Origin of the sequence: Sphingobium sp. B7D2B, from assembly GCF_025961895.1 — a bacterium.
In the GTDB taxonomy this organism is placed as follows: Bacteria; Pseudomonadota; Alphaproteobacteria; order Sphingomonadales; family Sphingomonadaceae; genus Sphingobium.
This window is the reverse complement of record NZ_JAOQOM010000001.1, coordinates 3,289,886-3,313,423: the sequence shown is the minus strand read 5'-3', so window position 1 is coordinate 3,313,423 and position 23,538 is coordinate 3,289,886. Positions and strand designations below refer to the sequence as shown.

At 64.7% G+C, this 23,538-nt stretch carries 4 protein-coding genes and 1 pseudogene; all 5 read left to right on the top strand.

Annotation, left to right across the window (positions count from 1 at the left end; all coding sequences use genetic code 11):
- Nucleotides 1-62 precede the first annotated feature (62 nt).
- Nucleotides 63-728 (top strand): annotated as a pseudogene (locus M2341_RS16505) (ATP-binding cassette domain-containing protein); the annotation flags it as partial.
- On the top strand, nt 725-1,936 hold the full coding sequence (locus M2341_RS15255) for an HlyD family efflux transporter periplasmic adaptor subunit (RefSeq protein ID WP_264585816.1): 1,212 nt from the start codon (nt 725-727) through the stop codon (nt 1,934-1,936). The pseudogene M2341_RS16505 and the gene M2341_RS15255, both read left to right, overlap by 4 nt.
- 54 nt (nt 1,937-1,990) lie before the next feature.
- Entirely contained in the window at nt 1,991-6,388 is a 4,398-nt protein-coding gene (locus M2341_RS15250; RefSeq protein ID WP_264585815.1) for a putative Ig domain-containing protein, read from the top strand.
- A 127-nt stretch (nt 6,389-6,515) separates the two neighbouring features.
- Complete coding sequence (locus M2341_RS15245; RefSeq protein WP_264585814.1) at nt 6,516-8,609, top strand: putative Ig domain-containing protein; 2,094 nt, start codon at nt 6,516-6,518, stop codon at nt 8,607-8,609.
- 100 nt (nt 8,610-8,709) lie between these two features.
- A complete protein-coding gene (locus M2341_RS15240; protein WP_264585813.1) occupies nt 8,710-23,532 on the top strand; it encodes an Ig-like domain-containing protein in 14,823 nt (4,940 codons plus the stop codon).
- The last annotated feature ends 6 nt before the right edge of the window (nt 23,533-23,538 follow it).

Below are 23,538 nucleotides of genomic sequence, written 5' to 3'. Positions count from 1 at the left end.
AGGTCGCCAATCTGGAGTTCGCCTGGGCCTCGCAGCCTGCCCCGCTCAAGCTGCCGGCGCTGACCATCGCGCCGGGCGAGCGGGTGGGCATATTGGGGGCGGTGGGATCGGGCAAGAGCACGTTGCTCAAGCTGCTCGCCGGGCTGGTCAAGCCTGAGCGGGGACATGTGCTGCTCGACGGGCTCGATCTGCAGCATATCGCCAGCGAGCGGCGGGCCGAGCTGATCGGCTATCTGCCCCAGCAGGCGCGGATGATCAGCGGCACGCTGCGCGACAACCTGACCATGGGCCTGCCTTATGTGAGCGACGAGGAACTGGTCGCGGCGATCCAGGCGACCGGTCTTGCCGGCTTCCTCGCCGGGCGTCCCGAGGGCGTGCATCTGCGCATTGCCGAAGGCGGTGGGGGCCTGTCGGGCGGTCAGCGCCAGCTGATTGGCCTGACGCGCCTGCTTCTGGCCCGCCCGCAGCTGTGGCTGCTCGATGAGCCGACCTCGTCGATGGACGATGGGACCGAGGAGCGCTGCCTCTCGGCCCTGCGCGCCGCGGTTCAGCCCGGGCAGACGCTGGTGCTGGTCACCCACAAGCTGCGGCTGCTCGAGCTCATCGACCGGCTGATCGTGCTGACCCCGCAGGGCATCGCGCTCGATGGCCCGCGCGACGCGGTGATCGAGCGGCTGCGGCAGGGTCCGGCAGCACAAGCTGAGCATCACAAGGGAAGCGTGGCATGAAGATGGAAGATCCAAGGGCGATGCGCGCGGGCCTGGACAGCGTGCGCCAGCAACTGGCCCGGCTTCCGCTGGGGCCGGGGGGCTGGTTCATCGTGATCACTGGCCTTGGCATTGTAGCGCTGCTGATCTGGGCAAGCGTCTCGCAGATCGACCAGCTGGCCCGCGCGCGGGGGCAGGTGATCGCGCTGGCCCGCACGCAGGTCATCCAGGCGGCGGACAGCGGCGTGCTGGCGGAGATGAAGGTCGAGGAAGGGCAGATGGTCCGCAAGGGCCAGCTTCTGGCCCTCATGGACCAGAGCCGCGCCTCGGCCGCCTATGACGACAGCCGCAACAAGGTCGCCGCGCTCAAGGCGACGCTCGCCCGGCTGCGGGCCGAGGTTTACGGGCAGGCGCTGGTGTTCCCGCCCGAGCTGGAGGCCTATCCGGCGTTCCGCAGGAACCAGACCGATCTGTTCAACCGGCGCCGCCAGGCGCTCAACGAGGGCATTGGCGCGCTCGTTCAGAGCCGCCGGCTCGTGCAGGCCGAGCTCGACATCACGCAGCCGCTGCTGGCGGCGGGCGATGTCGGGCAGGCCGAGGTGATCCGCCTCAAGCGCGCGGTCGCCGAGCTCGACGGGCAGATCGTCAATGCCCGCAACAAATACTTCCAGGACGCCCAGGCCGAGATGACCAAGGCCGAGGAGGATCTCGCCACGCAGGAAGAGGCGCTGCGCGAGCGCTCGGCGGTGTTCGGCTTTACCGAGCTGCGCGCGCCGCATGACGGGCAGATCCGCAAGATCAACGTGACCACGCTGGGCGCCTCGGTGCGGCCGGGCGATGCGATCATCGAGATGCTGCCGACGACCAGCGAGCTGATTGTCGAGGCCAAGTTCAGCCCCGCCGACCTCGGCTCGGTCAAGGTCGGCCAGTCCGCGCAGGTCAAGCTCGATGCCTATGATCCCAGCATCTACGGCAGCCTTGCCGGCGAGGTCGTCTACATCAGCCCGGATGCGCTGAGCGAGCCCGGGCCGCAGGGCAGCGAGCACTTCTATTACCGCGTCCACATCCGCCTGAAGGACCACGGCGCGGGTAACGCGGGCAGCAAGCCCATTCAGGTCAGCCCCGGCATGACCGCCACCGTGGAAGTGCGCACCAACAAGCGTTCGGTGCTCACCTACCTCACCAAACCCATCACCAAAACCGTCGATGAGGCGCTCGGCGAGCGCTGACCTCAACCGCACACAGCTTTGAAGACACAGCTTGGAATACAGGGAGCGAATGACATGACCAACAAGAGCGAGACGCAGGCCCAGATGCAGGCCCCGACTCCGGGCCAGATGCAGGCAGAGCTTCCGGCTCCCGCAAACGCAGCCGTTCCGGCCGAGCAGGCCCAGGCTCTGGCCCAAGCTGCACCGGCCCAGGCCGCACCGGCTCCCTCCGCTCAGGCCGCCGCCGGTCATGCACCTGTGGCGCCCGCGGCCTCACACGCGACCCTTGCCGCGCACAGCGCCACGCTCAAGAAGGTGAAGGCCAGAACGCACAAGAAGGACGACGAGGACGACGCTGCCCAAAATGGCGACCAGAAGGATGCCGACGCTGCGCAGGCCGACGCGGATCAGCCCGAAAGCGCCGTGCAGGCCTCGGCCGCCGGTGGACAGGGTCATGTCGGTGAAGGCCAGTGGGCCGATCGCGTCTATGCCCAGGGTGCTGCCGGCGCCGGCGCTGGCGGCGGATCGGGCAGCTTCTTCTCCACGCCCGCCTTTTATGTGCTAGGCGCTGCCGGTGCGATCGGCGCCGGGTTCGCCATCTTCGGCGGCGGCAGCGATGAGGCGAGCATCGCTGCGCCCAAGCTCGCGCTGAAGACCGACACCGGCGCTTCGGCGACCGACTACATCACCCAGGACGGCACGATCGACGTTTCTGCCATCACCGGCACCAACGCCTGGGAATACTCCACCAATGGCGGCTCGACCTGGACGGCCGGCACCGGCACCAGCTTCACGCTGGCCGAGGGCAGCTACGCCGCCGGCGCCGTGCAGGTCCGCCAGAAGGACGTGACCAGCGGCAAGACCAGCGAGGCCGGCAAGATCGCCAACGCCATCACGGTCGACAAGACCGCCGCCGCCGCACCGGTCATCAACGCGGTCGCCGGTGACGATCTGGTCAACCAGGCCGAAACCCAGGCCCCGGTCAGCGTCTCGGGCACCGCCGAGGCCGGCACCAGCATCACGGTCACCTGGGGCACCACCACCAAGACGGTCACCACCGCCGCCAACGGCACCTGGACCGCCACGTTCGCCGCCGCAGACCTCCCCGCCGATGGCGCCACCACCATCACCGCCAAAGCCACCGACGCCGCAGGCAACATCTCCGCAACCGGCTCTCGCCCGGTTACGATCGACAGCAGCAACTACATCACCGGCACGGTCGCTGCAGGCCCGGTGATCGCCGGCATCGAGATCAAGGCCTATAAGGCGGATGGTACGCTGCTCGGTTCTGCGGTCACGGATGCCAGTGGCGCGTTCCGCGTGGCGTTCAAGGGCTATACTGGCCTCGTGCTGGTCGCCGCCACGGACCCGACGACAAATGCGCAGGGCTATCTCAACGAAGCCACTGGCACTCAGGCCGATATCGATGTGATGCTCCGCGCCGTTGCCACGGTGACGGCGGGCCAAGATGTCGTGATCAACATCAGCCCGTTTACGGAAGTCGCCACGCGTCTCATGTCGTCGGGGCTTGCCACCAGTGGCTCCACCAACCTTGCCAATCTCTCCGCGGATGTCGCGGCGAAGGCCAATGCGACCGTCGGAACCCTATTCACCGACAATGTCGACACGCCGTTGACCGCGCAACTGATGAAGCTGGTGATCGACAGCACGGGCGCCAACACTGCTGCCAACGCCAATGTCTATGGCGTCTACCTCGCCGCGCTTCAGGGCTGGGCGCATAGTGAAGGCCTGACGCTGGATCAGGCGATCCAGCAGATCGTCGATGCCATCACCACCACCGCCAAGGGTGCCAACACGACGCTGGCCGATCTGGGACAGGCTCAGGGCCAGCTGCTCGCCGACATTCTGATCCAGGGTTTTCACGATGTCACCCAGGTCAATCCGGCCTTGGCCAATGCCTCGCTGCCGCAGGCCCAATTGCAGCAACTCGGCATGATCAACGACACGACCGGGCCGGCATTCAGCGGCGGCAGCACGGTCAGCGTGTCCGTCCTCGAAACGGCGGCCCCCGGTACGCTGCTCTACACCGCGACGGCCTCCGATCCCTCGGGCAAGACGAGCTATTCGATCGCCTGGGGCAGCGGTCCCGCGCCCTTTGCCGCCTATGACATCGCGGATTTCTTTACCATCGATCCGCAGACCGGCGTGATCAAGACGGTTCAGACCCTTGATCATGAGGATCGCGCCAGCTGGTCGATCGAGGTCACAGCGACGGACTTCTGGGGCAATCAGAGCGTTCAGGCGGTCACCGTGAACGTCGGCAATGTCAACGAAGCGCCAGTTCTGGATCATCCGCTCGCCGATCAGGTCGCGACGGCCAATCAGCCGTTCAGCTACATCATCCCCAGCGACGCCTTTTACGACGTCGACGGCGATACGCTGACCTACGCTGCGCAGCTTGTGGATGCGCAGGGCAATATCTCGGCCCTGCCGAGCTGGCTGACGTTCAATGCGCAGACGGGCACCCTCAGCTCGACGGCCGCCCAGGCGCTGACCGACCCGATCACGATCCGCGTGACAGCGTCCGATGGCAGCCTCACCGCCACTGACGATTTTACCCTGTCGATCGCGAGCGCCCCAGTCGTGACGGAAATCGTCGCGAACAAGGCGGTTGCGATGGGAGCGAGCACCGTGACGTTCACGGTCACGCTCAGCGAGGGTGTCACCTATCCGTCGAGCCCTGTTCCAGAGGTTGTGCTTCGGTTCGTTGCGACCAACACATATCTTGCGACAGCCACTTTGGACGGAGCCGCCACGGCCGCGTTGAACGACCCGACGAAGCTGGTGTTCACGGCTCAAGTGCCGGTGACGGACACCACAGAAGTGCGAATCCTGGCACTGAACTTCACAGACGTGACGGGTCTGGTGTCCGGCGAGCCGGTCTCTTCGGACTCAGGTCAGCTCGTGACCTACGGGGCGCTGCCGTTCGTTGTGGACAGCACGGCGCCTGCCCTGACCAGCGCGACGCTCACCGTGAATGAGAACGCCACTGCGGTGGGGACCCTCTCCGCCAGCGAAGCGGTGAGCTGGGCCCTGGCCCCCGGCGGCGATGCTGGCCTGTTCACGCTGAGCTCGTCAGGTGCGCTGAGCTTTGCCGCGCCGCGCGACTACGAGACGCAGGCCCACAGCTACACCATCAACGTCAACATGACGGACCTGGCAGGCAACATGACGTCGCAGGCCGTCACGGTGAACCTGGCCAACGTCAATGAAGCGCCGGTCGTCGCGCATCCGCTCGCAGATCAGGCGACCGTGCAGGGGCAAACGTTCAGCTACACCGTGCCGTCCAACAGCTTCTCGGACGTGGATGCCGGCACGACCCTGACCTACACAGCTCAGCTGGTGGGCAGCGGCGGCGCCCTGTCGGCCTTGCCGTCCTGGCTGACCTTCAATGCGGCGACCCACACATTCTCCTCGACGTCCGCGCCGGCGCTCGCCAGCCCGATCACGGTGCGGGTGACCGCGTCCGATGGCAGCCTGTCGGTCTCGGACGACTTCACCGTCTCGCAGGCCTCGGTCCCGGTCTTCTCGAGCAACGTGAATGGCGTCACCAATCTGGATGTGCGGTCCGACGTGGTCTTCAGCGCGAGCGAGAATATTGCACTGACGACGGTCGACGGCACGTACACCATCAAGCTGGTCAATGATGCCAACAGCGGATCGAAGACGGGCTATTCCGGCACGCTCGGGGAATCCGTCGACAACACGCAGACGCTGGTCGTCACTGTCAGCGGCGGGGCGGCTTCCGCCAAGTGGAACGGCGTGACGGTGAACGTCAACGATGTGCTCTCCGTCTCCGGCAACAAGCTGATCATCGATCCGGTCTACGACCTCGATTTCTCGAACAATTACCATGTCGAGATCGGCGCGGGACTGTTCATCGGGCAGACCTCTGGCCTTGGCAACGCGGCGGTGGCGAGCGGTGCGACCTTCGCGACCGTCACGCCCAACACCACCGGTTCGGGGGCAGCGCTGGTCTCGGGCGGAGCGGCCTCGCAGATCATGCATGCAGACGGCACGCTGGCTGCGAGCCAGAAGTGGGTGGGGATCGATAACGTCGGCAACACGGCGGTTGCTTCGGCCACGTCCATCGGCAGCCTCTCTGCCGCGGGCTATGCGCTGGTGGTCAGTGACCGCGACGCCTCCGCTGACATCGGCACCTGGGACTTCTGGGTGCGGGCGACCGACTTCGGTGCCGACGATCTGGTGTATCTCGATAATCAGCAGAACGGCACTGCGGGCTGGGATTTGTCTACCACATCCTTTGCAAGTGGCGATTCGCCCAATGACAACGATACGCGCGTCGGCTTCGGCACTTACAACGTGACGGCGCCGTTCCCGAACAGCAGCCAGTCGTACATCGACCTCGATATTGGTGGCGAATGGCGTGAAACGCCTGACGCTGTTCAGACTTATTTCCAATCTTCGACGCCGCTTTTCGTGGGCGGATGAATATCCATCAGGGCCGGATGAGCATCCGGCCCTGAACAGTGTGACCTGTGGGATAATCGAAAGAAGAAATATTCAATTTTACTTTCGTAGGGGGCAAAAAATGGCCACAACTTCAAAATATATCATTATGAGCACTGCAGCAGATAATTCCAACATTATCGACTTCGGCCTGAATTACGGTACGCTGTCGCTGGACGGGCAGGAGATGCAGTTTCTCGGTTCGGCTCTGGTCGATGCCGTCTTCGTCCGACCGGGCGCGACTTATTCCCTCAGCATGGGTGCGGGCGCAGATCGCATATATTTTGAAGGGGCATTGGCCGACTATACGCTCACCAGATCGGGCGCGACGCTCACGCTGACGCGGACGGCTCAGGGCAAAGTGGAGACGGTCAGTCTCGCCGGCGCTAACTCCGCGACGACCCCTGATGTGCTGGTGTTCTCGGATGGCAGCGTGGCAGCCAATGCGGTGTACAATCATGTCTCGAAGGGTGACCCGTTGCCGGCGCCGTCCGGCGAGACATCTGTCGCGCCGAGCGGACCGGCCGCGCCGGCGGCAGTCCTGTCCGCGACGGTCAAGGTCGTGTCTTTCGACGGGACCGGCGAGACGATTGCGCTGTCAAAACCGGGCATGAAATTTCAGGTGCTGGGCAATGCCGGCGTCGATGTCGTTTACGTCTCTGATGGTGCGACGGTCGATGCCTCGGCGCTCGGAAACAGCACCGATATTGTCTACATGCGTGGTCACTGGGCCGATTACACCAAAGTGGTCTCGGGCTCGAAGATGACCTTGACCCGGACGGTTGGCGGTCAGCTCGAAACAGTTGTCGTCTCGGCCGCCGGCAATGCGCTCAACGATCTTCTCGTCTTTGCTGACGGCGCCGTGCGCTCACAGGTTGCCGGCACGGCTGTGAAGGCGGACGCCAACGTCGCGATTGCGGCCATCTCCGGCTACGACGCAACAACGATCACGCCCGGTCTCAACGAGGCGCCGGTGCTTGCCGAGGCACTGGTGGATCAGATGACGGTCGAGGGGCAGGCGTTCACTTACAGCATCGCGGCCGGAAGTTTCACGGACCCGGATGGCGATGCGCTGACCTACACGGCGCAGCTGGTCGATGCGCAGGGCAATCTTTCCGCATTGCCGTCCTGGCTGAGCTTCGATGGCGCGACCGGCACCTTCTCGTCCACGTCCGCGCCGGCACTGGCCAGTCCGATCACCGTTCGCGTCACGGCCTCGGATGGGAGCCTGTCGGCATCCGACGACTTCACCATCGAAGCGCATCCTGTGCCGCTGCTTTCGACCAATGTCGATGGCGTGACCAACCTTGATGTGCGGTCCGACCTCGTCTTCACCTCGAGCGAGGACATCGCTCTGACCGCTGTCGACGGCGTTTATGAGATCAAGATCGTCAACGATGCCAACACGTCCGCTAAGGCGGGATATTCCGGCTCGTTGGGTGAAGCGATCGACAACACGCAAACATTGGTCGTCACCGTCGTCGACGGCGAGGTCTCGGCGACCTGGAACGGTGCGACCGTCGCCATTGCGGATGTCCTCACCATTTCGGGCGACAAGCTGATCATCAATCCCAAATATGATCTCGATTTCTCGAACAATTATCATGTCGAGATTGATGCGGGCCTTCTCGTTAGCGCGACCTCGGGTCTCGGCAACGCGGCCTTGCTCAGCGGCGCGACCTTCTCGACCGTCACGCCCAACACCAGCGGCACCGGAGCCGCGCTCGTTACCGGCGCTGCGGCTTCGCAGACCATGGTGGCGGATGGCTCTCTGACCGCAGGCCACAAATGGGTCGGCCTCGACGGTATTGGCAACACGGCGGTCTCGGCTGCCACGTCGATCGGTAGCCTTGCCGCGGATGGTTATGCGCTGATTGTGACGGACAGGGACGATTCAAGCGTGGTCGGTACTTGGGACTTCTGGGTCCGCGCGACCAATTTTGGCGCTGACGATCTCGTCTATCTGGACAACCAGCACAACGGAACGAGTGGGTGGGATCTCGCAAGCACCTCGTTCGGAAGCGGCGATGCCGCCAACCCGAATGACACGCGCGTCGACTTCGGCACCTACAGCGCAACTGCGCCATTCCCAAACAGTAGTCAGGCCTGGATCGATCTCGATATCGGTGGCGAGTGGCAAGATTCGCCGGCCGCTGCGCAGGCTTTCCTACAGTCACAAACAGCTCTTTTTGTAGGCGGTTAAATTATGCCGGGCCAGATCGAAATCTGGCCCGCCTTAACGCGTTTCCTCGAGAATATTTTCTAGCAGAATTTTTTGAAATTCTCTTCCGGAGTCAAAGGTCATGGCAATCACGTCGAAATATATCATCATGAACACCACCAATGGTGGCAACTTCATCGATTTCGAGTTGAATTACGGAACGTTGTCTCTGGATGGGCAGGAAATTCAGTTTCTGGGCTCCTCTTTTGTGGACGCCATCTTCATCCGCCCCGGCGCGACCTATTCGCTGAGCACAGGTGCGGGCGCGGACCGCATCTATTTTGAAGGATCGCTGGCGGATTATACGGTAACGCGGACCGGTGCGACGCTGACCCTGTCGCGCACGGTCGAAGGTAAGGTCGAGACGGTCAATCTCGCCAGTGCCAACTCGGCCACGACGCCCGACGCGCTGATTTTCGCGGACGGCACGGTCGCGACCAACGCGCTGTACAATTATGTGTCGAAAGGCGACCCGCTCCCGGTGCCGTCCGGCGAGACCTCGACCGCGCCGACCGGCGCTGCGGCGCCGGGCGCGGACCTGTCCGCCACCGTCAAGGTCGTGTCCTTCGATGCCAACGGCGAAACTATTTCCCTCTCCAAGCCGGGCGTGACGTTCCAGATTCTCGGTAACAACGGTGTTGATGTCGTCTATGTGGCAGATGGGACGACCATCGATGCATCGGCGTTGGGTGGCGGCACGGACGTCATCTATTTCCGCGGTCGGTGGAGCGATTACACCAAGACGGTGAGCGGCTCGCGTATGACGCTCACCCGCGCGGTGGGCGATAACGTCGAGACCGTGACGGTGTCGGCAGCGGGCAACACGCTGAACGATCTGCTCGTCTTTGCCGATGGTGCGGTGCGCTCGCAGGTGGCGGGCACAGCGGTCAAAGCCAATGCCACCGTCGCCCTCGCCGACCTGTCCGGCTACGATCCCGCCACGGTGACGCCCGGCCTCAACGTGGCGATCCAGTCCATCGCCCAGCCAGCCGCGCCGAGCTGGTTCAAGGTTGGCGACACGCTCAGCCTCACGCTCAATTTCTCTCAGCCGGTCGTGTTGGCGCAAGGCAAGACCGTCACGGTCGTGGCGTTGATCGGCGGGCAGGAAGTGCTGCTGACGGCAACCGGCACCAGCGCAACGGCGGCTGGCGTGCGCGGGCTGGAGTTCACAGCGGCGCTGGCCGGCAATCTCTATGATGGCGACGGCATCACGCTCAAGGCGGACAGTCTCGCGCTCGGCACTGCCACAACGGACGATTTCAAGGGCGAGGGCGGCCTGCCGGTTGTGCTGACATCGCCCGCGATCCAGGCGCCCAATATCCGCGTTGATACCGGCGCGCCGGATGCCGCGACGCTCAACCTTGTCGGGAATGCGATCAAGGGCGTCGATGCGGCGCTCTCTGCGGACGGCGTGTTCTCGCTGACGGCTGAAAATCAGGCGACCGTGCAGATCGAATTCCGCAGCGCGAACGGCGTGATCGTGCGGACCGTCACCGGCACAGGCGCCGCGCAGGCGATCACCCTCAGCGCCGCCGATCTGGCCGAGCTGGGCGATGGCCCGGTGCAGGTCTCCGTGCAGGTCACCGATGCCGCCGGCAATGTGTCCGCGCAGAGCGACCTCAGCTTCACCATTGACGGCGAGGCGCCGGGCGCACCGGTGCTGGCCCTGGGCGCGGGCGTCGGCACGGGCGCGACGGCAGCGGAAGCGACGTCAGCCAACGGCGTGGTCCTCGTGACCGCCGAGGCCGGGTCCAGCGTGACGGTGACGTTCACCAACGGCACCAACAGCATCACCAAGCAACTGAGCGCCGACGGGACGGCGCAGGCTGTCGTGTTGACGGCGGAAGATCTTGCGACGCTGGGCGATGGCCAGATTGCCGTGTCGGTCACGGCGGCTGATTCTGCGGGCAATGTTTCGGCGGCGACGCCGGTTGCCTTCACGCTCGATACCGTCGCGCCCAGCGCGATGGTCGCCAGCGCGGATGCGCAGAGCGGGATTATCTCGATCACCGGTCAGGAAGCCGGATCGACCATCGAATATAGCATCGATGGCGGGCAGAGCTGGAGCCAGAGCTTCGCAGCGCGGGCCGGCACCAATGCCGTTCAGGTGCGCGAGGTGGACGCTGCGGGCAATGCCTCGGCGCCGCAGTCGCTGAGCTTCGATCTGGTAACGGCGCTGCCCGCGCTGTCGGTCGGGCTGGCACAGGATAGCGGCCTTTCGGCCATTGACGGGCTGACCAGCAATGGCAGCCTGCAGGTTTCCGGCGTGAGCGCGGGCGCTACGGTGGAGTACAGCATCGACGGTGGGCAGAGCTGGACCAGCGCCTTCACGGCGGTGGAAGGGCTCAACCATGTCCACGTTCGCCAGGTGAACGGTGCGGACCTCTCCCCGCCCGTGCTGCTGGTGTTCACGCTCGATACGGTCGCGCCGGAGGCGCCCGCGATCACTGTCGCTGCGAATGTTGCGAACGGCGCGACCGCTGCGGAAGCGCTCTATTCCGGCGGCGCCGTGCAAGTGGCGGCCGAAATCGGCACGTCCGTCGCGGTGACCTTCGCGACCGCGCAAGGCAGCGTGGTGAAGACCGTCTCCGGGATTGGCGCCGCGCAGGCGGTCGTTCTCGATGCTGCGGATCTCGCCATTCTGGGTGATGGCGAGGTGGCAGTCTCCGCTATCGCGACCGATGCATCCGGCAATGCGTCGGTCGTCGCGACGAGCGCATTCACGCTCGACACCACCGCCCCAAGCGAACCGCTTCTCGACCTGATCGGCGATGCGCAGAAGACCGCCGCGGAGGCGACGGGCACTGAGGGCGCCATGGCGGTGACGGCGGATGTCGGCACCAGCGTGCGGCTGGTGTTCAACGGCACCAGCGGGACGGTGACGAAGCTCGTGCAGGGCACGGGCTCGGCGGTCGCGGTCAGCCTGACGCAGGCCGAGCTGACCACGCTCGGCAACGGCACTGTCGCCGTTTCGGCCACGGCCAAGGATGGCGCCGGCAATGTGTCGACAGCATCCGCGCTCAGCTTCGCTCTGGACACGGGTCTGCCCGATGCGCTCGTCGTCGAAGGCAATGAATATACCGGAATCCTCAGCATCACCGGGCAGGAGCCGGGTGCGCTGATCGAGTTCAGCGTCGATGGCGGCGCGACGTGGAGCAAGAGCTTTACGGCCAATCCGGGCCCCAATTCGGTGATGGTGCGCCAGACCGACGTGGCCGGCAACATCTCGCCGGCCACGCTGGAGGAGTTCACGCTCGATCCCTCGATCACCCTGACGTCGCTGTCCCTCTCGCTCGGCAATGATACCGGCGTTTCGAACACGGATGGCGTGACCTATGACGCAAGCCTGGTCGTCGGTGGCCAGGAGAGCGACACCGCGCTGCAATACAGCCTCGATGGCGGCGAAAGCTGGAGCGACGACATCGGCAATCTGGACGGGGCGACCCTGCTGGCTGTCCGGCAGTTCAACGCCGTAAGCGGCAAGTTCTCCGCCGCGTCGATGATGAGCCTGACGGTCGACACAGCGCCGCCTGCCGCGCCGACGGTCACGCTGGGCGCGGGCGTCGCCGATGGCGCTTCGCTGGAAGAAGGCACATCGAGTGGCGGCATCGTGCGCGTCGCTGCGGAAGCCGGGTCCACCGTGGTGGTGACCTTCACCGGCGCCGACGGCGTCGTGGAAAAGACGATGACCGGCACCGGTGCCCCGAAGGCGGTTCTCCTCTCGGCTGCCGAACTGGCCCAGATCGGCGATGGTCCGGTCGCGGTCACGGCCGTGGCCAGCGATGCAGCCGGCAACACCTCCCTGGATGGCACGGCCAGCTTCACCCTGATGACAGCGCTGCCTGACTCGCCGCTGCTGCAAATCGTGGGGAGCGAGACCAAGTCGCTGGCCGATGCCCTGTCGACTGACGGCGTGCTGACGGTGACAGCCGCAGCAGGTCTCGGCGTCCGCCTCGTCTTCACCGGCGTGAGCGGCACGGTCGTCAAGGTCATTGCTGCAGCGAGCGGCGGTGAGGACATCATCGCGATGACGTCCGGCGATCTCGTGACGCTGGGCGACGGCCCCATCCTCGTGACCGCGCTTGCGCTGGACGTGGCCGGCAACGCTTCGGCGCCGGCCACGCTCGACTTCAGCCTGGATGCGGTGCCGCCCGCGGCGCCGCTGCTCACGCTCGGCGTGGGTGTGGAAAATGGCGGTGCGACCTCAGCCGAGGCCAGCGCTGGCGCCGTGCTGGTGAAGGCCGATACCGGCACCATCGTCACGCTTACCTTCACCCATGGCAGCAATGAGGTTGTGAAGGCCATCACGGCCAACGGCGCCTCGCAGGTGATCCATCTCACGGCTGGCGACATGGCCCGGCTGGGCGATGGACAGATCCAGGTGACGGCCGTCGCCACGGATGTCGCCGGCAACCAATCCGATCCGGCCCAGGCGGCCTTCATTCTCGACACGGCCGTGCCGGTTGCTGGCCTCACGCTGGTCGGCGGCAGCACCAAGTCTTCGGCTGACGCGCTTTCGGTCGACGGCGTCGTGCTCGCCGCTGCCGAAAACGGCGCGGCGATCAAGGTGACGTTCAACGGCTATTCGGGCCGCACGGAAACGGTCAATCTGATCGGCACCGGCACGGCACAGGCCGTGACGCTGACGGCAGCCCAGATCGCGGCCTTGGGTGACGGCGTCGTCCAGGTCTCGATGGTCGTCACTGATCTGGCGGGCAATCAGTCCTCGCTCGAAAACCTGACGTTCAATCTCGACGCCGGCGCGCCGGAAGCACCGACGCTGACGTTGGCCACTGCCGCTGCGAACGGCGCGACGGAAGCGGAAGCGACGGCCCCGACCGGCATTCTCACGCTCTCCGCTGAGCCCGGTGCCGTCGTCTCGGTGACCTTCAGTGGGTCTGTCGGCAGCGTGACCAGAACGCTGGTCAGCGATGGGGCACCCAAGACGATTGTCCTCACCGCGCTGGAACTGCAGACGATCGGTGACGGCGCCGTGGCGGTGTCCGCTGTCGCCAGCGATGCCAGCGGGAATGTCTCCACCCCGGCGACCTCCAGCTTCACGCTGGACCGGCAGGCGCCCCTTTCGCCAACTCTCGCCCTTGGCGCCGGCGTTGCCGGCGGCGCGACGCAGGCCGAAGCGCTTGCGAGCACCGGTGTGGTGACCGTGCGTGCGGAAGGCGGGTCGGCCATCACGGTCACCTTCGCCGGGTCTCTAGGGACAGTCTCGAAGCAACTGGTCGCCACGGGTGCGGTCCAGGCGGTGACACTCACCGCCGCTGATCTCACCACGCTGGGTGATGGCGCCATCTCGGTAACGGCCACGGCGACGGACGCGGCAGGCAATGCCTCGCCCGTGGCCACGCCGCTCGAGTTCGCGCTGGATCGGGTGGCGCCCAGTGCGCCGACCCTGGCGCTTGGCACCGGCATCGCGGACGGTGCGTCGGCAGCGGAAGCCTCCTCGCAGGGGGGCGTGGCTCTGGTCACCGCCACGGCTGGGCTGACGGTGAGCGTCACGTTCAAGAATGGCAGCAACCAGATCGTCAAGGAAGTGGCGGCCACGGGTGCGGCGCAGGCGGTGGTCCTGACCGAAAACGACCTGGCGACGCTGGGCAGCGGCACGATCTCGGTCAGTGCCCTGGCCCGCGACGAGGCGGGCAACGCCTCGACGGCCGCCACGTCCAGCTTCACGCTGGATACGGTGGCGCCGGCGGCTCCGCTGGTCTCGCTGATCGGTGCTTCGGCCAAGACCAGCACCCAGGCTGCCAATGTGCTGGGCGTCGCTCAGGTGACCGCGGAGAATGGCTCGGCTGTCACGGTGACGTTCACCAATGGCATCAACAGCGTGGCCAAGACGCTCACCGGTACGGGAGCGGCGCAATCCGTTGTGCTGACGACCGGTGACGTCGCATCGCTCGGCAGCGGCACCATTGCCGTGTCCGTCACCGCGATCGACGCGGTGGGGAACATCTCGCAGTCCGGCAATGCGACCTTCGTCATCGACAACACGCCGCCTGCTGCCCCCGTCATCGAGCTGGGTGCAGGCGTGGCGGATACCGCCTCGCTGGCGGAAGCCACGGCGAGCACGGGCGTCGTAACCGTCGCGGCGGAGGACGGCGCGACGGTGACTGTCACCTTCACCCGCAGCGGCAATACCGTGACCAAGACGGTCACCGGCGCTGGCACGGCAAAGGCTGTGGTCTTGACGGCCAGCGATCTGGCAGCGCTCGGCGACGGAACGATCTCCGTCTCCGCCATTGCCAAGGATGTGGCCGGCAACACCTCCGCCGCAGCCACACCGGCAAGCTTCGTGCTGGATCGGACGCCGCCCACGGCGCCGGTGCTGGCGCTTGGCGCCGGCGTCTCCAATGGCGCGACGCTTGCCGAGGCCAAGGCCGCCACGGGCGTGGTGACCGTCACAGCCGAAACTGGCGCTGCCGTCACCGTGACCTTCACCAATGGCGTGAACAGCGTCACCAAGACGCTGACCGGCACGGGCTCGGCCCAGGCTGTCACGCTGACCGCCGCCAATCTGGCGACGCTCGGCAACGGCACCATCTCGGTGTCCGCAGTGGCCCGTGACACAGTCGGCAATGACTCGGCGGCGACGAGCCGGACCTTCACGCTCGACATGACCCCGCCCAACAATCCGACGCTGACGGTGGTTGGCTCCACGGAGAAGTCCGCCGCGGCAGCAAGCAGCTCGGCGGGGGCCGTGACGGTTTCAGCCGAACTCGGCTCGGCGGTGACCGTGACGTTCACCAATGGCGCCAATGTCGTGACCAAGACCATGACGGGCACCGGCGCCCCGCAGATCGTGACGCTCAGCACCACGGATCTGGCGACCCTTGGTGACGGCTCCGTTTACGTCACGGCAACGGCGACCGACACGGCGGGCAACGTCTCCGCTGGCGGCGGTTCGGTGCAGTTCACGCTGGATCGGGTCGCGCCGAATGCGCCCACGCTCACGCTTGGCGCGGGCATTGCCGACGGTGCATCCATGTCCGAGGCGCTCGCCGAAACGGGCGTCGCGACCGTTACAGCCGATGCTGGCTCGCTGGTCACCGTAACCTTCGTCAACGGCTCCAACACCCTGGTGAAGAATGTCGTCGCCACCGGTCTCACCCAGTCCGTCACGCTGACCCAGGCGGATCTGACGGTGCTTGGCAATGGTACGATTTCGGTGTCGGCGGTCGCCACGGATGTGGTCGGCAATGAATCGGCCGAAGCCAGCCGCACCTTCCTGCTGGACATGACGCCGCCCAACCCGTCCGTCCTCGCGCTGGTGGGCTCGCCGGCCAAAACGACGGCGCAGGCAACCGGGGCCGGGGGTGTGGTCAAGGTCACCACGGAACCGGGCGCCACGGCAACGATCACGTTCACCAGCACGGCGGGGGTCGTGAAGAAGACGTTGGTCGGCACCGGCGTGGCGCAGACGGTTCTTCTCTCGGCTGCTGACGCGTCCTCTCTGGGTAATGGCACGGTGACTGTTTCCGTGCAGGTACAGGACTCGGTCGGCAATCTCTCGACCACTGCCACGACCAGCTTCACCATTGATGACGTCGCGCCGAATGCGCCCGTCATCGTGCTGGGCACCGGCGTGGCGGATATCGCCTCGGCGGCGGAAGCCACGGCGGCCACCGGCGTCATCACTGTGCAGTCGGAAGCCGGCGCCGCCATCACGGTGACCTTCACCAATGGCAGCAAGAGCGTCACCAAGGCGCTGACCGGCACGGGATCGGCGCAGGCCGTGGTGCTGAGCGCCGCTGATCTTGCGACGCTGGGAGATGGCACGATCGCCGTCAGTGCTAGCGCCAAGGATGCGGCCGGGAACACGTCTCCGGCAAGCACCAGCAGCTTCACGCTGGATAGCATCGCGCCGGTTCCGCCCACCCTAGCTTTGGGTGCGGGCATGAGCGATGGCGCCACGCTGGCGGAAGCCAGAGCTGCGACCGGCGCCGTCGTGGTGACGGCGGAAGTCGGCACGACCGTCACGGTGACGTTCACCAACGGCAGCGCCACCGTGCAAAAGTCGATCGTGGCCGCAAGTGGTCCGAACCCGGTGACGCTCTCGGCATCGGATCTCACCTTGCTCGGTAACGGCACGATTTCGGTCTCCGCGGTCACCAAGGATGCGGTGGGCAACGCCTCGACGCCGGTGACCGCCAGCTTCACGCTGGATATGGTCGCGCCGACATCGCCCACGCTTGCCTTGCTGGGTGATGCCACCAAGTCGTCCACCGGCGCTGCGGCCCCTTCGGGCGTGGTGACGGTGACGGCGGAAGCGGGTGCGGTCGTGAAGGTCACCTTCGCGCGTGGCAGCAACACGGTCGTGAAGACCCTCACAGGAACTGGGACCGCACAAAGCGTCGCGCTCTCGGCGGCCGAAGTGGTCGCCCTGGGCGATGGCACCGTGGCCATCACGGCCGTGGCGACTGACCCGGCGGGCAACGCTTCGTCTATTGCCTCGGGGGTCCAGTTCACGCTGGACCGTGCAGCGCCGGGTGCACCCACGATCACGCTCGGCACGGGCGTCGCCGACATCGCTTCGGCGGCGGAGGCCACTGCGGCAAGCGGTGTGATCAGCATCACCGGCGAAATCGGTTCCAGCATCTCGGTGGTGTTCTCGAACGGCTCGAACAGTATCGTGAAGACGCTGACGGCGACTGGCTCGCCTCAGGCTGTCGTGCTGACCACGGCTGATCTGCAGGCGCTGGGTGATGGCACGATTGCCGTCACCGCGCAGGCGAAGGATCCGGCGGGCAACGAGTCGGCCGAAACGGCCAGCAGCTTCGTGCTCGATCGGACGCCACCGGCGACGCCGACCATGACCCTCTCGGACGGCATTGCCGGTGGCGCTACCGCCCTCGAGGCGCTTGCGAGCACGGGTGTGGTCAAGGTGACGGCGGAGGCCAACGCGCTGGTCACGGTCGTCTTCACAGCGGGAGCCAACAGCGTCACCAAGACGTTCACCGGCAACGGCCTCACACAGACGGTGTCGCTGACCGCGAACGATGTGGTGAAGCTGGGCAACGGTGCGGTGTCGGTCGCCAGCTTCGTGACGGACGCGGTCGGCAACCAGTCGGCAGCCGCCACCAGCACATTCACCATCGACACCGTGGCCCCGACCAGCCCCACGCTGCTGCTCTCTGGCACGGCATCGAAGAACACGGCACTAGCGACCGGCACGGTGGCAACGGTGACCGCCGAACAGGGCGCGACCGTTACCGTGACCTTCATCCAGGGCTCGATCGAGATCACCAAGACGCTGGTCGGCACGGGCGCGGCACAGGATGTCGTCCTCACGGCGACCGACGTGGCCAGCTTTGCGGACGGTGCCATCACCTTCTCGGCGTTGGCGCGGGACCCCGCGGGTAATATTTCTGCCGCCTCACCGACCCGTCAGTTCACGCTCGACCGGGTGGCGCCGGCAGCGCCGGTCATCGCGCTCGGAGCGGGAGTCGCCGATGGCGCTTCCTCTGCGGAGGCGGTAGCCGCGGGCGGCGTGGTTACAGTGGCTGCTGAAAATGGCGGCACGATCCAGGTGGTTTTCATCGGTAACAGCGGCCCCGTCACCAAGACGGTTGCCGCAGATGGAACCGCCAAACCGATCGTGTTGACGGCGGCCGATCTCGTGACACTGGGCAATGGCAATGTGCTCGTCTCGGCGCAGGTGACGGACGCCGCAGGCAATGTCACCACCGCCGATCCACTGACCTTCCTGCTGGATACCGTCGCGCCGACCGCGCCGGTTATCACCCTGCCGTCTTATTTCACGGGCGGTGCTTCGAGCGCCGAGGCGTTGAATGCCGCAGGTGCCGTTACCGTGACGGCCGAGGCCGGTTCGGTGGTCACTGTGACGTTCGCCGGCACACTTGGCCCTGTGGTGCGGACGGTGATCGGCACCGGCTCGGCACAGGCGGTGACGCTCGATGCGTCCCAGCTCACCACGCTGGGCAACGGCACTGTCACCGTCACGGCGACAGCGACCGACGCCGTGGGCAACATCTCGGCGACAAGCGCCAGCAGCACCTTCGTACTCGATACCGTCAATCCGACCGTCGTTCTAAGCACCGGTAGTGGTGCAAACACCAACAGCGCCACGGTGCAGTCCTCGGAAATCGGTACGGTCTATATCGTCAATACGGCGATGATCCCGACGGTGACGAAACTAGAGGACATTACTGGCATCGACGGGAAATATTGGAACTCCGTCAACATAACCACCGCAAACAGTAACACGACCATGCAAATGCTTGGCTTGGCTAGCGGAAGTTATAAGGCCTATTCGGTCGATAATGCCGGGAACATCTCTGCGGTTAGCGCGAATACCTACACGGTGAATGCCGTGGTTGAGGCCGGCGCCGTCTTTCAAGCGTCGAATTCGATAGGTTTTGGCTTCTTCGGTTCGTCGACCAACGAGTTCGTCGGTAACTCAATCGATTACGCCGGCGATGTGAACGGCGATGGCTATGGTGACTTCATCGTGGGCTCTACGGCAACGGGCAACTGGGCCCGTGCCTATGTCGTCTTCGGCGGCCCGACCAATCTGAGTGGCCCGTATAATGTCAGTTCGCTCATAGCCAGCAACAACACGCTGGGCTTCTACATCAGTGCCTCTCAATATGCTGAATATGCAGGCCATTCCGTGTCCAATGCCGGCGACGTCAATGGTGACGGCCTGAACGATCTTCTGGTCGGCGCCTACGGCCGCGACAATACCAATGACCTGGCCGGCGGTGCCTATATCGTTTATGGCAAGACCGGCGGAACCTTCGTCGATCTCGCGCAGCTTCCCGGTGCGGTCGGCGCGACAAAATCGAACGGCTTTGTTCTGATCGGCAGCAACGCGGATGGTCGCGCAGGCTTCTCAGTCTCTGTTGCAGGCGATATTAACGGCGATGGCTACGCCGATTTTGTTGTCGGTGCCTTCGCGCAGGACGGAACGGCGACTGACACGGGGCGAGCTTACGTCGTTTATGGTCGTTCCAATAACAGCACGATCCAGCTTTCAGACCTTAGTGCGGCCAGCAACACTCTGGGGTTCATGATCGAAGGGTCGAGTGGGGGTGACCAGTTGGGATATACGGTCAGCGACGCGGGAGACGTCAATGGCGACGGCCTGAGCGATTTCATCGTTTCATCTTTTACGGCCGATACCCCCGGCAACAATTCCGGCGCGGCCTATGTCGTCTTCGGCCAGACGGGCACCAGCGGCGCGACCCTGAACGTGTCTGCCCTGACGGCTGCCACGAACACTCGAGGCTTCATGATCAGCGGGTCCAGTGCAGGCGATAATTTGGGCTTTTCCATCGCGGGTTCCGGCGACATCAATGGTGACGGCCTGTCCGATCTGGCCTTTGCCGCCGCTTATGCGGATACGTCTGCATCGAATGTAGGCAAGTTCTACGTAGTCTTCGGCAAGTCGGACGGGGCTGGCGTTGGCGCCAGTGCCCTGTCCGTAGCCGGCAACACGCTTGGCTTCGTCATTAATGGGTCCAGCACTGACGATAATGCGACCAGCATCTCGGTGATCGGCGACATGAACGGCGACGGGCTGGCCGATCTGCTGGTCGGCTCAAGCGTTTCCGATTCGAACGGCGGCACAGATGCAGGCAAGGCCTATGTCGTCTTCGGTAAGACGGACAGCAGCGCCGTGGACCTTTCCGCCCTCTCGGTGGCCGGCAATACGCAAGGTTTTGCGATCAATGGCACGGGGCAGGTGAGTGCGTTTTTGGGCAAGTCCGTGTCGGCGGGCGATCTCAATGGCGACGGCTTGGTCGATCTGATGATTGGCGCGAACTATTACGACTACTGGAATACCGAGGGCGGCGGCGTCTTCGTCATCTATGGCTCGACCTCGGGCGTATTTTCCAACGCGGCCAAGGTCAGCCAGATGGGAACCAGCGGAGCCGACACGCTGATCGGCACGTCCGGCAACGACTCGCTTGTGGGTGCCGTAGGCAACGACGTGCTGCGCGGTAACGGCGGCGCGGACGTGCTGTATGGCGGTGCGGGCAATGACCGGATCATCGTCAACGCGGACAATGTCGCCAAGCTGGGGGTCTCGGGCGCGAGCATCCAGGGTGGCCTCGGCACCGATACGCTGGCACTGGACGGAGCGGGCATTACGCTCGATCTCACCACACTGAAGGATGCCTTCGTCAAGGGCATCGAGAAGATCGACCTCACCGGCTCGGGCAACAATACGCTCAAGTTGAACCTGACGGACGTGCTCAACCTGCACGATCCGGAGGAGAGCGCGTTCAACGAGTTCGAGGCGCTCACCGGCAAGGTCGGCAAGCAGCAGATGATGGTCGATGGTAACAGCGGCGATGCCCTTCAGCTCGTCGGTAGCTGGCTCGACAGCGGTGTGGACGTGCAGGACGGCACCCGCAGCTACAGCGTCTACAATTATGCCGGGGCTGCGGTGCAGTTGCTGGTGGACAATCAGGTCACCGTGACGGTGCAGGATAATGCTGCCCCTGCGCCGAGCTTTGCGGACACGAGCATCAGCGGAACCGGCACGGACGTGGCCGTCGTCCGCTCGACCGAAGTGGGCACGCTCTATCTCGTGAACACCACGGCCATTCCTACGGTCACCACGCTGGCGGATATAACCGGCAAGGACAGCAAATATTGGAACTCGGTTGCCATCACGGCCGCCGATACCAACACCAACCTCAGCCTGCTCGGCTTGGCCAGCGGCACGTACAAGGCCTATGCGGTCGACGCGCTGGGCAATCTGTCCTCACCGAGCGCCAACAGCTTCACCGTGACGCCCGTCATCCAGGCGAGCGCGATCATGCAGGCCAGCAATTCGCTGGGCTATATGATCGCCGGTTCCAGCGGCACCGAGTCCTTCGCGGCATCGGTCAGCGCTGCGGGTGATGTGAACGGCGACGATTATGCCGACTTCGTGGTTTCGGTCGGCGGCGCCAACCAGACCGCCTCGAAATCCTATGTCGTCTTTGGCGGACCCAACAACATCTACGGCAGCGTGATCGACAGCATATACAATGTCGCAACTGGAACGGCGGGCTTCGCCATTCTGGCCTCGTCGGCGAGCGATTATCTTGCCAATGCGGTTAGTGCGGGCGATGTGAACGGCGACGGACTTGGCGATCTGATCGTCGGTGCCACCGGCGTGGATAATGTGAATACGCTCTCGGGCGCTGCGTACATCGTCTATGGCAAGACTGGGGGCGCAACGGTCGCCGTATCGAGCCTGTCCACGGCCGTGTCCGCGGGCTTCCAGCTGCTGGGTGGAACCTCGAGTGAATATGTCGGCTCATCGGTTTCTGCCGCTGGCGACATCAATGGCGATGGTTATGCCGATCTGTTGGTGGGTGCGCTTGGAACAGGCGCAAGCACGCAGGGACGCGTGTATGTCGTCTATGGCCGGTCCAACAACAGCAGCCTCAGTCTCTCGGCGCTCACGGCCGCGACCAACACGCTCGGTTTCATCATCGATGGCTCAAGCGCCAACGATCAGTTGGGCATGAGGGTGAACGGCCTTGGCGATGTGAACGGGGACGGCTTGGCCGACTTCCTGGTTGGCTCGGCAATCATCGACCCGAATGGTGTGGGTGATGCCGGCGGGGGCTATGTGGTCTTCGGACGGACGGGGACCAGTGGAGCACCGCTTAACCTCACAGCTCTGACCGCAGCGACCAACACGCTCGGTTTCGCGATTAGCGGCTCGAGCTTGGGCGACAATACCGTGCAATGGACCGCTGCCGGCGACATCAATGGCGACGGTCTGTCAGATATTGTGGTCCAGGCGCGCGTGGGGGACACCCCCTCCGCCACCGACGCAGGCAGAACCTACGTGCTGTTCGGCAAGACCAGCGGCGCAGGGGTGAATGTCAGCCAGCTTACGGCCGCCGGGAACACGCTCGGGTTCGTCATCAACGGCTCAAGCGCGTATGATTATCATAACCGGGTGTCGGTGATCGGCGATATGAATGGCGACGGTCTGGCTGACCTCGCAATAGGATCGTGGCAGGCGGATACCAGCCTCGGGGTTGACGCGGGCAAGGTCTATGTCGTCTTCGGCAAGACCGACAGCAGCCCAGTGGATCTGTCCGCACTGAGCGTTGCCGGAAATACCCAAGGGTTCGTCATCGAGGGCAATCAGGCCGGTACGCTCACCTTCGGCGCGGTGGCCGGCAGCGACCTCAATGGCGACGGCCTGGCCGACCTGATCATCGGCAGCAGCAATGCGGATGTGAATGGCCTGACCGATAACGGTGCTGCCTTCGTCGTCTATGGTTCGACTTCGGGTGTCTTCTCGACCAGCAAGGTCAGCCAGATGGGGACCGCCGCGGCCGATACGCTCACCGGCACCACGGGCAACGACTCCCTCATTGGCGGGGCTGGTAACGACATCCTCTACGGTAAGGGCGGCATCGACGTGCTCTATGGCGGCACGGGCAATGACCGGATCGTGCTCGATGCGGACAATGTCGCCAAGCTTGGCCAATCCGGGTCCAGCATTCAGGGTGGGCAGGGCATCGATACGCTGGCGCTGGAAGGGACAGGCATCATCACCCTCAACCTCACCACCCTGAAGGACGGTGTGATCAAGGGCATCGAGAAGATCGACATCACCGGTTCGAGCAACAATACCCTGAAGCTGAACCTGACCGATGTTCTCAACCTGCATGATACGGACGAAAGCGCGTTCAACGCGTTCCAATCCATCACCGGCGCCACCGGCAAGCAGCAGTTGATGATCGACGGCGACGCTGGTGACGCGGTACAGCTCGTCGGAGCCGGCCTGTGGGTGGACAGCGGCCAGGACTATACCGACGGCGGTGTCAGCTACAGCCTCTACAACTACAACGGGGCTGCGGTTCAGTTGTTGATCGACAACGCGGTCACCACGACCGTTCTGGCAGCCTGAGGTCGC

Coding starts and splice junctions, on each gene's coding strand:
- M2341_RS15255 (WP_264585816.1), top strand. CDS start 725: ATGAAGATGGAAGATCCAAGGGCGATGCGCGCGGGCCTGGACAGCGTG.
- M2341_RS15250 (WP_264585815.1), top strand. CDS start 1,991: ATGACCAACAAGAGCGAGACGCAGGCCCAGATGCAGGCCCCGACTCCG.
- M2341_RS15245 (WP_264585814.1), top strand. CDS start 6,516: ATGAGCACTGCAGCAGATAATTCCAACATTATCGACTTCGGCCTGAAT.
- M2341_RS15240 (WP_264585813.1), top strand. CDS start 8,710: ATGGCAATCACGTCGAAATATATCATCATGAACACCACCAATGGTGGC.